Annotated in this window: 16 protein-coding genes; 13 read left to right on the top strand and 3 right to left on the bottom strand. The window is 66.6% G+C overall.

Annotated elements, in window-relative coordinates; all coding sequences use genetic code 11:
* The 4 genes from JSE7799_RS21145 to JSE7799_RS14675 form a co-directional block, all read left to right on the top strand.
* Positions 1–205, top strand: a 205-nt coding sequence (locus JSE7799_RS21145; protein WP_222101780.1) for a hypothetical protein, incomplete at its 5' end; no start/stop codon positions are given.
* 3 nt (positions 206–208) lie between these two features.
* Complete coding sequence (locus JSE7799_RS14685) at positions 209–574, top strand: head decoration protein (RefSeq protein WP_055663702.1); 366 nt, start codon at positions 209–211, stop codon at positions 572–574.
* Positions 575–614: 40 nt separating this feature from the next.
* Positions 615–1,628: a major capsid protein gene (locus JSE7799_RS14680; RefSeq protein WP_055663703.1), complete on the top strand. Its 1,014-nt coding sequence runs from the start codon at positions 615–617 to the stop codon at positions 1,626–1,628.
* Positions 1,628–1,939: a head-tail joining protein gene (locus JSE7799_RS14675; protein WP_055664273.1), complete on the top strand. Its 312-nt coding sequence runs from the start codon at positions 1,628–1,630 to the stop codon at positions 1,937–1,939. Before JSE7799_RS14680 ends, JSE7799_RS14675 begins: the two co-directional genes overlap by 1 nt.
* 24 nt (positions 1,940–1,963) lie before the next feature.
* Here the strand turns inward: JSE7799_RS14675 and JSE7799_RS14670 are convergent, their stop codons facing one another.
* Positions 1,964–2,251, bottom strand: a complete 288-nt coding sequence (locus tag JSE7799_RS14670) for a sll1863 family stress response protein (protein WP_055664278.1) — start codon at positions 2,249–2,251, stop codon at positions 1,964–1,966.
* A 65-nt stretch (positions 2,252–2,316) separates the two neighbouring features.
* On the opposite strand from JSE7799_RS14670, the gene JSE7799_RS14665 reads away from it, so the two are divergent.
* Entirely contained in the window at positions 2,317–2,949 is a 633-nt protein-coding gene (locus JSE7799_RS14665; protein WP_055664277.1) for a DUF6441 family protein, read from the top strand.
* A gap of 210 nt (positions 2,950–3,159) precedes the next feature.
* On the opposite strand, the gene JSE7799_RS14660 is transcribed toward JSE7799_RS14665, so the two are convergent.
* Both JSE7799_RS14660 and JSE7799_RS14655 read right to left on the bottom strand, forming a co-directional pair.
* Positions 3,160–3,471 (bottom strand): hypothetical protein, encoded by a 312-nt coding sequence (locus JSE7799_RS14660; RefSeq protein WP_144431736.1) that lies wholly within the window; start codon positions 3,469–3,471, stop codon positions 3,160–3,162.
* 170 nt (positions 3,472–3,641) lie between these two features.
* Positions 3,642–4,190: a hypothetical protein gene (locus JSE7799_RS14655; protein ID WP_055664271.1), complete on the bottom strand. Its 549-nt coding sequence runs from the start codon at positions 4,188–4,190 to the stop codon at positions 3,642–3,644.
* 369 nt (positions 4,191–4,559) lie between these two features.
* On the opposite strand from JSE7799_RS14655, the gene JSE7799_RS14650 reads away from it, so the two are divergent.
* The 8 genes from JSE7799_RS14650 (at position 4,560) to JSE7799_RS14615 (ending at position 11,569) form a co-directional block, all read left to right on the top strand.
* The gene (locus tag JSE7799_RS14650; protein ID WP_055664270.1) at positions 4,560–4,979 is read left to right on the top strand and encodes a hypothetical protein; all 420 of its coding nucleotides are present in this window, start codon (positions 4,560–4,562) and stop codon (positions 4,977–4,979) included.
* A gap of 588 nt (positions 4,980–5,567) precedes the next feature.
* Positions 5,568–6,524, top strand: coding sequence for a phage tail tube protein (locus tag JSE7799_RS14645; RefSeq protein ID WP_055664269.1), 957 nt, complete (start codon positions 5,568–5,570; stop codon positions 6,522–6,524).
* Between the two features lie 2 nt (positions 6,525–6,526).
* Complete coding sequence (locus JSE7799_RS14640) at positions 6,527–6,982, top strand: phage-derived protein YdaY family protein (RefSeq protein WP_055664268.1); 456 nt, start codon at positions 6,527–6,529, stop codon at positions 6,980–6,982.
* A 68-nt stretch (positions 6,983–7,050) separates the two neighbouring features.
* Positions 7,051–7,209, top strand: coding sequence for a DUF7697 family protein (locus JSE7799_RS21140; RefSeq protein WP_186201969.1), 159 nt, complete (start codon positions 7,051–7,053; stop codon positions 7,207–7,209).
* Positions 7,202–9,631 (top strand): phage tail tape measure C-terminal domain-containing protein, encoded by a 2,430-nt coding sequence (locus JSE7799_RS14630; protein WP_055664266.1) that lies wholly within the window; start codon positions 7,202–7,204, stop codon positions 9,629–9,631. The genes JSE7799_RS21140 and JSE7799_RS14630 overlap by 8 nt, the downstream gene beginning before the upstream one ends.
* Positions 9,631–10,257 carry a DUF2460 domain-containing protein gene (locus JSE7799_RS14625; protein WP_055664265.1) on the top strand — a complete coding sequence of 209 codons (627 nt, stop codon included), beginning with the start codon at positions 9,631–9,633 and terminating at the stop codon, positions 10,255–10,257. The genes JSE7799_RS14630 and JSE7799_RS14625 overlap by 1 nt, the downstream gene beginning before the upstream one ends.
* Positions 10,254–11,138 carry a phage/gene transfer agent baseplate hub protein gene (locus tag JSE7799_RS14620; protein WP_055664264.1) on the top strand — a complete coding sequence of 295 codons (885 nt, stop codon included), beginning with the start codon at positions 10,254–10,256 and terminating at the stop codon, positions 11,136–11,138. The genes JSE7799_RS14625 and JSE7799_RS14620 overlap by 4 nt, the downstream gene beginning before the upstream one ends.
* Positions 11,135–11,569 (top strand): NlpC/P60 family protein, encoded by a 435-nt coding sequence (locus JSE7799_RS14615; RefSeq protein WP_055664263.1) that lies wholly within the window; start codon positions 11,135–11,137, stop codon positions 11,567–11,569. Before JSE7799_RS14620 ends, JSE7799_RS14615 begins: the two co-directional genes overlap by 4 nt.
* Positions 11,570–11,578 lie beyond the last annotated feature (9 nt).

The following is an 11,578-nucleotide window of genomic DNA, read 5'->3' as shown; positions in this document are numbered from 1 at the left end:
CCTCTGCCGCCTGGCAGGCCAGCCGCAGATGGCCGGGCGCTTCCTTGAGGAAGACGCCAGCCTGGATGCGGTGCGCGCGAGCCTTCTTGACGCAAAGGCCGAGGCCGCGCCGCAGATCAATCCGCATCACCCGCAACCCGGGCGCAGCGAGACCACGCGCCCCTGGGGCGATGTCATCGCCCGCACCTTCAAGTTGAAAGGATAAGCCATGCCCTCGCTCACAGAAGGCACGCACCCCGGCGGCTTCCTCGTCTGGGAAGTGCTGCGCGACTACACCCGCGAGACCATCACCGTCGCCGCGGGCACGCTCGCACCCGGCACGGTCCTGGGCAAGATCACCGGCTCGGGCAAATACGCCGCGCACGATCCCGCCGCAATCGACGGCACCGAGACCGCGGTCGCGGTGCTGTGGGGCAAGGCGGATGCGAGCGCCGGCGATGCACCGGCCGTCGCCCTCGTCCGCGGCCCCGCCATCGTCAACCCTCACGACCTCGTATTCACTGGCACGCTCGCTGAGGCCGAGATCACGGCCGCCCATGCGGCGCTGCTCGCCGCGGGCATTCTCGTCCGCTGATCCCGCGCCACCCCCCAATTCCTGACCCGGAGGCATTCCCATGGCCACCATGGACATCTTCGAAGGCGATGCCTTCACCATTGTCGAGCTGACCCGCGCGCTCGAGAACATCCCCTTCAAGCCCGCGATCCTCTCGGGGGCCGGGCTCTTCGGCGCCCGCGGCGTCCGCAGCCGCACCGTAATGATCGAGAGCCGCGACGGCACCCTGTCGCTGATCCCGTTCTCCGAACGCGGCTCGGCCTATGAGAGCCAGATCCCGGAGCGCCGCGAGATGCGCGCCTTCGTCTGCCGACAGTTCAAGAAGCAGGACGTGCTCTGGGCCTCGGAGATCCAGGCAGTCCGTGACTTTGGTTCGGAAACCGCCGTCCAGCAGGTGCAGACCGAGGTGGCGCGCAAACTGGGCCGACTCAGGAACGATGCCGAGGCGACGTTTGAGTTCCACCTGTTCAACGGCATCCAGGGCGTGGTGAAGGATCCCAGGGACGGGGCAACGGTCATCGACTACCACGCCGAGTTCGCCATCACCCCGGCCGCGGAGGTCGACTTCGATCTGGACAATGCCACCCCGGCTTCGGGGGCCTTGCGCAAGCGCTGCCAAGCCATGATCGAAAGCGTCGAGGACAGCCTCGGCGGTCTCGCCGCCGGTCAGGTGCAGCTGCGCGCCGAATGCGGCTCGGCCTTCTTCGCCGATCTGGTCGCCCACAAGGAGGTGCGCGAGACCTATCTAAACACTGCCGCGGCCGCAGATCTGCGCGGGCGCGTGGGCGAGGAGGTCAGCTTCGGCGGCATCACCTTCCGGCGCTATCGGGGCGGGCTGGGCTTCGGCGTGTCCACGGACAAGGCGTACTTCTACCCCGAGGGGGTCGAGGGGCTGTTCGAGATCTACTACGCCCCCGCCGACACGTTCGAGACAGTCAACACGGTGGGTCTGCCGCTCTACGCGCGCATGATCCCAGACCGCGACCGGGACGAATGGGTGCGCCTCGAGATCGAGAGCAACCCGTTGCCGATCTGCACCCGCCCGCAGGTTCTGCGCTCGGCAAGGCGGACCTGATGATGGCTGTCGCAATGGCGTTGGACGCCCTGTTCGCGGATGGCAATGTCGCACGCGACGCCGTCTACACCCCCGAGGGTGGCGCACCCGTCCTCGTCCGGGCCGTGGCGCGCCGGGCGGACGACACCACCGGCTTCGGCGACGCGCGCCTCTGGTCGGAGACCACGCGCATCGATCTGCGCGTCGCGGAAGTCCCGACCCCGCGTCCGGGCGACCGGATCGAGATCGAGGGCGAGGCCTTCCTCATCCAGGGAGAACCTGTCCGCGACCGCGAGCGGCTCGTCTGGACTGTGGATTTGCGGCCGGCATGAAGCTGAAGCTCGCCCGGGATCACGTTACTGGAAGCGTCTCATCGCGCTCTTGAACGAAGTCGAGATGTTGTCCCAGGCGTTTTCCATTCCTTTGCGCATGTCATCCCACGCCGCATCGCTGGCGTTTTGCGCCTCTTTCAGCTTCGCCTGAGCCTCGTCTCGCTGAGTGCGCATCTCAGCAAGCTGCTTTTCGTTATTCGCCTTGGCATCGGCTTCCGCAGCCTTGGCCTGGGCCTGCAACTTGTCGATGTCTGCGTTCCACTCGTCCAGCTTCGCCTTCATCTTCTCCACGTACACGTCACGATCGCTCATCATCTTCTCCTCATTTTAGAAAGCCAGTGTGTCACATGCAGGCAGGAAACTGAATGGCGACCTCGATGAAACTGAAGTTCGACACCACGCCCGATCTCGTCGCCGCCATGGCCGCGGAGGTGAATGCCGGCGAGAAGGCGGTCTCCGCCGCCATGCGCGAGGCCGGGACTGGCCTCAAGACCGCTTGGCGCGGCCAGATCACAGGCGCCGGGCTCGGCCGGCAGCTGGCGAACTCGATCCGGAGTCAAACCTATCCCAAGGCCGGCGAGAGCCTGAACGCTGCGGCTCTGGTCTGGTCGAAGGCACCGGTGATCGTCGGCGCCCACGACACCGGGCCGCTGATCCGCTCGAAGAATGGTTTCTGGCTCGCGATCCCGACCGAAGCGGCCGGGCGCGGGCTCCGGGGCGGCAAGATCACCCCCGGTGAGTGGGAGCGCCGCCGAGGGCTTCGCCTGCGCTTCGTCTATCGCCGCCGCGGCCCTAGCCTGCTGGTGGCCGCCAAGGCGCGGCTAAACACACGCGGCCAAGCGGTCGCCTCGCGATCGAAGACCGGCCGCGGTCAAGTGACTGCGCCGATCTTCCTGCTAGTGCCGCAGGTTAAGCTGCCGAAGCGGCTCGATCTCGACGGAGACGCCGAGCGGGCGCTCGACAGCGTGCCGGGGCTGATCGTCGCGAAGTGGGTGGGGGGGAAGCTGTAGCGCCAGCAATGCGGACCGAGCTGCCGTTCATCGGATGTCCGCTTTCCGTAGAAGAGCAAACGTCACTGAATAGCACATTCGGCGGACGGTCCGGCCGATGACGCTATACACCTTTGCGGCACAACCATTGGAATTGCCCCGACGCTTTAGCGGGAAAAAAAGCACTTATTGGACGCACAGGGATGCCGTCACCAATCCTCCGGGGATTCGTCAGTTGCTCGCGCTGCAATCGCCCCTCCCACAATCGCCAACCGCTGCCGTCAATGCGTCAATGTCACCGGGATCACCGTCTCCCATGGCTGTATTTCCAGACGTGGCATAGCTCGCATTCACGACGGTGTCGCCATCGTTGTGACCGTCCAATATCGCCGCAGAACCCAGTATGGCCGCCGAGGTAACCGCGGCGCTGCCGAGTCCAGACGCCATGACCGATCCGACTCCAGGAGAAGAAGCGGACTCGCGGGCGATCACAATCGTCTTGCCGGGTTGGCTAATATCGTAGGTCGTCAGTGCGGTAAGCACGGGGGCACCTCCAGACGTGTCGGCGGCCACGGTAACGACGTCCTGGAGAACGCGGCCATTCGCCAACTGATACGCCGGAAGTGCAGTAGTCCCGGTCTTCGCACAAGCCGATAGCGCAAGCAGCATCCCGACCGAAAGCGCCCCCACTGTATATGACATGACTACCTCGGTCAGTTGCTTGGTTTACAGTCGGCATGGTCGCCGGGACAGACTACAGTGACCGCATCAATGTCGGCGTCACCGGCCGAATCGTTGCCTGAATTGCGATAGTTGACGGAAACCTCTTCGAGAGCGTTGCCGGTTCCGTCCAAGTAGCCTTTTGCCATTAAATTGGGACGAAAGATGCGCAGCGTAGTGTCCAAGGAGCCCACTCCGCCGAGCTGCTCGAAGAAACTCTGCATGCCGTCTTCGCGCCAAAGCGAAAAGGACTCGAGCCCTTCAAATACAAGCGCACCTTCAAGACCACTGGTATCCGCGGATACATCGGTTACCTCAAGGCGAGATAGTTGAGGTTCTTCGGCCATGTTGAGCATTGCCGCGACGAGATTTGGCTCCGCTCCGACTTCCGTGGCGGCGAATTCATAAACCACCACCGGGACGGTTGACTGCGCTGAAGACTCGTCCTGAGCAGTATCCTGTGCTTGTATTGGGGAAGATAGCCCCGAAAGCAACAAACCGGCTGCGAGAGTCGTTTTTTTCGTGTTCGACATTTTCGACATTACGGGCTCCATCTCTGGTAAAACGGATTAGCTTATCAGCCAGCTTGTGCTTCGACCGGATTAGAATTCTCGAGCAATGCGCGTCGCGTGTGGGACTACCGAAAAGACGTCGAGCCGGCGAAACATAAGACGCTCCAACTTCATGTTCCAAGGTCAACTCAGCACCAGAGCCGATGTTCCCGCAGACATGATAGCGTCGCTACTGCGCTCCGCGGATCAGGCCGCGTGGAAGCCACAGAAGGAGCTCAGTGACGCAGAGACGGGTTGCCGTCCGCCGGCTTACGAAAGCTGACGTTCGCCGCGGCCTGTAAAGTGGCAGAATAGGGCTCGAAGCGGACCTTTTCTGCACCTGCACAATACAGTGAAACCATGCCCACCCTTCGCGAAACCATCCTCACCGCGCTCTACGCGCGGCTCTCGGCTCTGCCCTCCACCGCGCTCCGCGGCGACGTGCTGCCTGAGCGCGTACCGGCCGAGGGCCTGCTGATCCTGCGCGACGGCGAACCAGGCGAGCCCGAGGTGACGCTCTCGCCTCTGCGTTACCACTACCAGCACCACGTCGAGATTGAAGCAGTCGTGCAGGGCACCGCCCGTGACGAAGCTTTCGATACCCTGACCGCCAGCATCGGCGCGGCCATTGCCGCTGACCGTACACTTGGCGGTCTCTGCGATTGGGTTGAGGCCGAAGCGCCGCGGTCGGTCGATTTGCCTGTCGAGGGAGCGGCCAGCCTCAAGGCCGCGATGATCCCGGTGGTGCTGCATTATGTTTTAGCTGATCCGCTACGCTGACGAAGCAGCACTCACCGTCGCTTCGACGAACCGCGATGTCGCCACACTTTCCCACGCCGGCGTGCGCATATCAGCACGCGGGAGATAGTTGGCTGGAGGCGTGGAACATCCACGGCCAGCAGCAGAAGGCCGAGCGGCAGCATCCAGAGGCCGAAGATCGGAAGTATGGACAAAAAACTGCCAATGATGAGGGCGCTGGCGATCGGGAACCGAAGCTTTTGTAGGCGTCCGTGCAAGAGTGGATCAATGACTCGGCGTGTCGCTGGCACTCGCCGGGCAACCGCTTCGAACTGACGATGCAGTCGGGCTTTTTCATCAACCATCTCGGGCTCATCAGGACTTCATCTTGAGGTCGGCAGTCACTGGCTGCCTTCGAACCACAACCGCACCAGGCAGTGGCGGTTTCCTTTTAGCAGGCTGCTGAAAAAGCCTTGAGTGCCCATCTTCGACTCCTACGACGACACATCATATCGGTTTTGGAAGCGCCTGCGCACAATATCTTGTCATCCCTTCGAGACGGCTGATGCAGTTCGTCGAGGTCCATTTTCTTTTTCAGCAGCCTGTTAGAGATCACCAAGGAATTTCACCATGGCACGAGCCCAGGGGGCGCGGGCGCTGATGGCGCTTGCGTTCGAGACGACCTATGGAACGCCGCCTGCCAGCGGCTTCACCCGCATGCCCTTCGCCAGCACCTCGCTGGGGGCGGAGCAGCCGCTGCTTAACTCGGAGCTCTTGGGCTACGGCCGCGATCCGCTGGCGCCGATCAAGGACGCGGTCACGGCCGACGGCGATGTCGTCGTGCCGCTCGACGCGGAGGCCTTCGGATTCTGGCTGAAGGCGGCCTTCGGCACACCCACGACGACCGGCGCGGTGGCTCCGTACAGCCACGAGTTCCAGTCGGGGTCCTGGACTCTGCCCAGCCTGTCGATCGAGACCGGCATGCCCGAGGTGCCGCGCTATGCGATGTATTCCGGCTGCGTGCTCGACCAGATCACCTGGCAGATGCAGCACTCGGGGCTCCTGACCGCCACGGCGCGGCTGGTGGCGCAGGGCGAGGCGGTCGGCACGACCACCAGCGCGTTCGGCGAACCCGCCTCACCACCCGCTGCGCTGGAGCTGAAGCGTTTCGGCCATTTCAATGGGGCGATCACCCGCAACGGCACCGCACTCGGCAACGTGGTCTCGGCCGAGATCACCTATGCCAACAACCTCGACCGGATCGAGACCATCCGGAGCGACGGCCGTATCGACGGGGCGGACCCGTCCATCGCCGCGCTGACCGGCCGGATCGAGGTGCGCTTCGCCGACCAGACGTTGGTGACGCAGGCGATCAATGGCGAAGCCTGCGAGATGGAATTCGCCTATGTGCTGCCCTCGGGCGAGAGCTTCGCCTTCACCGTGCACGCCGTCTACCTGCCGCGCCCGCGGATCGAGATTTCCGGGCCGCAGGGGGTGCAGGCCACCTTCGACTGGCAGGCCGCGCGGGACAGCGTCGTCGGCCGGATGTGCACCGCAACCCTGATCAACGACATAGAGGTGTACTGACGATGCTGACGCTCGACCTGACCAACGCGCCGCGCTGGCATGACCTCGCGCCCGGCGTCCGGGTGCAGCTGCGCCCGCTCACCACCGCGGTGATGGTGGCGACGCGCAGCGATCCCGCCGTGGAGGCCCTCCCCGAGGAGGCGTCCGACGAGGAGCGCGCCGTCGCCTTCGCGAAAGCACTGGCGCGACGGGCCGTGCTTGCCTGGGAGGGCATCGGCGACGCCGAAGGCAACCCCATCGATCCAAGTCCCGAGACTATCGACGCGCTGCTCGACGTCTGGCCGATCTTCGAGGCCTTCCAGCTGACCTACGTCTCCAAAGGCCTGCTGCTGGAACAGGAAAAAAACGCCTCCGCGCTCTCGCCGAATGGTCCTTCGGCGGGGGCGAGCGCTACTGCGAAGCCTGCGCACCCTGCGAGGACCGCGAGCAAACCTGCCCGGACTGCCCGGCGCGGCTGAACCGTCCGGAAACTCCGGAAGGTTGGCAGGTCTGGGATTTGGTCGGCCGCCTCGGAGGTCAGCTCCGGGTGCTGCCCGGCGCGGTGATCGGCTGGGACATGTCGGCGGCGCTCGCGCTCGGTGACGCGCTCGGCGTGTCGCCGCTCGCCATGGCCGAACTGCTGCCGGTCATCGAGGCGGTGATGGTCGCAAAACTCAACGAACAGATGGATCACTCCCATGGCTGAGAAGAGGGTCAGCGTCCGCCTCGCGGCCGTGGGCGGACGGCAGGTGCGCGCCGAGCTGGAAGGTGTCGGCGAGGCCGGGTCGCGCGGTTTTGGACGGCTGAGCCGGGAGATGGAGGCGGCGAACGCACGGCTCGCGGCCTTTTCACGGCGAGTCCGGGTCGCGGCGGCCGCCGCCGTGGCCGCCGCAGCCGCCGCTGGCGTGGCGATGATCCGCTCTGGCCTGCAGACCGTCGACGCGCAGGCGAAGCTCGCGCAGTCGCTCGGCACCACGGTCGCCTCGATCCAGACGCTGGAGCGGGCGGGCGAGCTAGCGGGCGTGTCGATGTCCGGCATCGAGCAGGCTACCAAGGATCTGACGCGCCGTCTCAGCCAGGCGGCCGCCGGGAGCGGTCCCGCCGCCGACGCGCTGGACCGGCTCGGGCTCTCGGCCAACGAGCTGATCGCCCTGCCGCTGGACCAGCGGGTCGGCGCCATCAACGCGGCGATCGAGAGCTTCGTGCCCGCCGCAGAACGCGCCGCCGTGGCGGGGCAGTTGTTCGGCGAGGAAGGCTCCATCGCCATGAGCCGGATCGACACGGCAACGCTGCGCCAGGCGACGGAGGATGTCCTCGCCTTCGGTGTCGTCGTCTCCGAGCAGGATGCCGACCAGATCGAGCGCACTAACGATGCGATCTCCCGGCTCGGGCTGATCTGGCGCGGGCTGTCGAACCAGCTCGCGGTCGCCGCGGCCCCCGCGCTGGAAGCCGTCGCCAACGCCATGGCTGCGGTCGCCAGCCGCACCGGCCCACTCGGCGTCGCGATCCGCGGCCTCTTCGATAACATTGGCCGCCTAACGACCTATGCATTCGCCTTCGGCTCATCCTTCGCGGCCTTCCTCGCGGGACGGTGGGTGGCTGGCATGGCCGCTGCTGCACTGTCTGTGCGCGGTCTCGCCACGGCGCTGGTCGTTTTGCGCGGCGCGCTGATCCGCACCGGCATCGGGGCGCTGATCGTTGGCGCGGGCGAGCTCGTCTACCAGTTCACCCGGCTCGTGTCCGGCGCGGGCGGCTTTGGCGAGGCGATGTCGCTCCTGAAGGACCTGGCGGTCGAGGTCTGGGAGCGGATCAGGATGGGCGCGGCTGCGGCGGGCGCGGCCGCCACGGCGATGTTCTTCGACCTGAAGGCCGACGCCGCGTCGGGCATGCAGAGCGCCATCGAGAGCGTCGTGGGTTTCGGCAACACGGCGGCGAACACGTTCGAGGGGGCCTACGAGGCGATCAAGGCGATCTGGGGCCTGCTGCCCGCCGCCATCGGCGATCTCGCGTTCCAGGCGGCCAACAGCCTGGTCGACGGCGTCGAGGCGATGCTGAACGGCGTGGTCTCGCGCATCAACGGCTTCATCGGCGGCATCAACCAGGGACTCGAAGCTCTCGGCTCCGAGAGGCGCATCTCGCTGGTGCCCGATCTCGACCTTGGCGAGATCGAGAACCGCTTCGAGGGTGCAGCAAGTGCCGCCACGACAGCGGCGCAGGCAGCATTCGACCGGGCCTTCGAGGACAACCCGCTCACTGCGCCCGATCTCGGCCTGACCGAGGCGGCGAACCGCGCGCTCGAGTCCGCGAACCTCTATCGCGGCGCCGCGCGCGATCTGGCCGAAGGGGCCCGTGCGCCGCTCGAAAGCTGGCAGGCACTGCGGGATGCCATGCGCGGCACCGATGAGGACGGAGCCGATGCGCTGACCGAGGCCACCGGCGCTGCCGAGCGGCTGGAGACGGCGCTCGGCGATGCCGGACGCGCCGCGACAGGCGCCGGTGCGGCGGCCGGAGCTGCCGCCGCTGCGGCAGAGCCCGCGAGCGAGGCAGCCGTCACCGGCTGGCAGGCGGTTTCGGCCGCGCTGTCGGACTACGCCAGCAAGGCCCGCGAGATCGGTGGCGATATCGGCCAGAGCCTCGTCAGCGCGTTCCAGTCGGCCGAGAACGCGGTCGGCGAGTTCGTGAAGACCGGCAAGCTGAACTTCCGCGACCTCGTCACCTCTCTCATCGCCGACCTCGCCAAGCTGGCCGCGCGCCGGTTCATCCTGGGCCCGATTGCAAATGCGCTATCCGGCGTTTTCGCCGGCGCGGGTGGCCTATTCGCCAACGTCCTGCATGCGGGCGGTATGGTGGGATCCGCGGGGCCCTCGCGCATGGTCCCGGCCATGGCCTTCGCCGCCGCCCCGCGGATGCATTCCGGCGGCATGGCTGGCCTCCGCCACGACGAGGTGCCCGCGATCCTGCAACGCGGTGAACGGGTCCTGTCGCGTCGCGAGGCGCAGAGTTACGGCGCGGGCGGCGGGCTCAACATCACGATCATGGCCCGCGACGCCGAGAGCTTCCGGCAATCGCGCACGCAGGTCGCGGCCGACATCGCCCGCGCGGTCTCGCTCGGGCGGAGGGGCATGTGATGGCGTTCCACGAGGTCCGGTTTCCGGACAACATCAGTCGCGGCGCGCGGGGCGGGCCGGAACGGCGCACGCAGATCGTCGAACTGGCCAGCGGAGACGAGGAACGCAACGCCAGCTGGGCCAACTCGCGACGCCGCTACGATGTCGCCTACGGCATCCGCCGAGCCGACGATCTGGCGAATGTGGTGGCCTTCTTCGAGGCGCGAAACGGGCGCCTGCACGGCTTCCGGTTCAAGGACTGGGGTGACCACAAGTCCTGCCCGCCATCGGGAACGCCATCGCCGACAGACCAGGCGATCGGCACTGGCGACGGCGCCACAACCGCCTTCCAACTGGTGAAGCACTACGCTTCGGGAAGCCAAGTGTGGGTGCGGACGATCACCAAGCCGGTCGCCGGCACGGTCGTCATCGCGCTCGATGGCGCGGAACAGCTCGGCGGCTGGTCCGTCGACACGACCACCGGCGTCGTGACCTTCGACAGCGCGCCCGCTGAGGGCGTCGCCGTCACCGCGGGCTTCGCCTTCGACGTGCCAGTCCGCTTCGACACCGACGTGCTCGACGTGACACTCGACCTCGAGCGGCTCGGCTCGATCACCTCCATTCCGCTTCTGGAACTGCGCCGATGAAGACCCTTGATCCCGACCTGCAGGCCCATCTCGAAGATGGCACGACGACGCTCGCCTGGTGCTGGCGGATCGCGCGCGCCGACGGCACGAGTTTCGGCTTCACCGATCACGACCGGACGCTCAGCTTCGACAGCCTCGATTTCGAGCCCGAGAGCGGGCTGACGGCGTCCGAGGTGCGCTCGGGCTCGGACCTGTCCGTCGATGCGCAGGATGCCGAGGGTGTGCTGACCTCGGATCGGATCACCGAGACCGACATTCTCGACGGCCGCTGGGACAACGCCGAGGTCGAAGTCTGGCGGGTAAATTGGGCTGACACGTCGCAACGCGTGCTGATGCGGCGCGGGGCCATCGGCCAGATCCGGCGCGGGCGGCTTGCCTTCGTCTCCGAGGTCCGCTCGCTCGCCCATGTCCTTGGCCAGACGGTCGGGCGGACCTTCCAGGCGACCTGCGATGCCGCGCCCGGCGATGCGCGCTGCGGCGTCGATCTCGATGATCCGGCGTTCAAGGGCACGGGCACCGTCATCGATCTCCTGCGGGACCGGGCCTTCACCGCTTCGGGCCTCGGTGGGTTCATATCCGGCTGGTTCACCTTCGGCACGCTCGAATGGACGAGCGGCGCGAATGCGGGGCGGCGCACCGAGGTGCTCGGCCATGACGTCACCTACGGTATCGCTGTGCTGACCCTGCTCGAAGCCCCGGTGCGCACCATCGCCGGGGGCGATGCCTTCACGATCCGCGCGGGCTGCGACAAGCGGATCGAGACCTGCGGCGCGAAGTTCGCGAACACAGCGAACTTCCGCGGTTTCCCGCACATCCCCGGCCAGGACGCGATTCTCCGCTACGCCACGAAGGACGGCGGGCACGAGGGGTCTGTGCTGTGACCTCCGCCGATCCCGCACGCGTCATCGCCATCGCGCAGTCCTGGCTCGGCACGCCCTACCACGACCAGGCGAGCCTTCGGGGCGTCGGCTGCGACTGCCTCGGCCTCGCGCGGGGCGTCTGGCGCGAGGTCGTCGGCCCCGAGCCGTTCCCGATCCCGCCCTACAGCCGGGACTGGGGCGAGACCTGGCCGCGCGAGGTTCTGGCCGAGGGCGCGCGGCGCATGATGATCGAGGTGGAAACGGCAGCTGCTAGTCCCGGCGGGCTGGTCCTTTTCCGCATGCAGCCGCGCGCCATCGCCAAGCATGTCGGGATCCTGACCGGCCCCGCCACCTTCCTCCATGCCTACGAGCGCCTTGGCGTGATCGAGGAACCGCTCACTCAAAGCTGGCGGCGGCGCATCGCCTTCGCTTTCCTGTTCCCGCAACGCTGAGACCTCGAC

Source organism: Jannaschia seosinensis, from assembly GCF_001408515.1.
GTDB classification, from domain to species: domain Bacteria; phylum Pseudomonadota; class Alphaproteobacteria; order Rhodobacterales; family Rhodobacteraceae; genus Jannaschia; species Jannaschia seosinensis.
The sequence above is the reverse complement of the archived record's forward strand: the minus strand, read 5'-3'. Positions and strand labels throughout refer to the sequence as shown.

Bases quoted from the DNA above. Each gene is read 5' to 3' on its own strand.
- JSE7799_RS14685 (WP_055663702.1), top strand. From the start codon at position 209: ATGCCCTCGCTCACAGAAGGCACGCACCCCGGCGGCTTCCTCGTCTGG.
- JSE7799_RS14680 (WP_055663703.1), top strand. From the start codon at position 615: ATGGCCACCATGGACATCTTCGAAGGCGATGCCTTCACCATTGTCGAG.
- JSE7799_RS14675 (WP_055664273.1), top strand. From the start codon at position 1,628: ATGATGGCTGTCGCAATGGCGTTGGACGCCCTGTTCGCGGATGGCAAT.
- JSE7799_RS14670 (WP_055664278.1), bottom strand. From the start codon at position 2,251: ATGAGCGATCGTGACGTGTACGTGGAGAAGATGAAGGCGAAGCTGGAC.
- JSE7799_RS14665 (WP_055664277.1), top strand. From the start codon at position 2,317: ATGAAACTGAAGTTCGACACCACGCCCGATCTCGTCGCCGCCATGGCC.
- JSE7799_RS14655 (WP_055664271.1), bottom strand. From the start codon at position 4,190: ATGTCGAAAATGTCGAACACGAAAAAAACGACTCTCGCAGCCGGTTTG.
- JSE7799_RS14650 (WP_055664270.1), top strand. From the start codon at position 4,560: ATGCCCACCCTTCGCGAAACCATCCTCACCGCGCTCTACGCGCGGCTC.
- JSE7799_RS14645 (WP_055664269.1), top strand. From the start codon at position 5,568: ATGGCACGAGCCCAGGGGGCGCGGGCGCTGATGGCGCTTGCGTTCGAG.
- JSE7799_RS14640 (WP_055664268.1), top strand. From the start codon at position 6,527: ATGCTGACGCTCGACCTGACCAACGCGCCGCGCTGGCATGACCTCGCG.
- JSE7799_RS14630 (WP_055664266.1), top strand. From the start codon at position 7,202: ATGGCTGAGAAGAGGGTCAGCGTCCGCCTCGCGGCCGTGGGCGGACGG.
- JSE7799_RS14625 (WP_055664265.1), top strand. From the start codon at position 9,631: ATGGCGTTCCACGAGGTCCGGTTTCCGGACAACATCAGTCGCGGCGCG.
- JSE7799_RS14620 (WP_055664264.1), top strand. From the start codon at position 10,254: ATGAAGACCCTTGATCCCGACCTGCAGGCCCATCTCGAAGATGGCACG.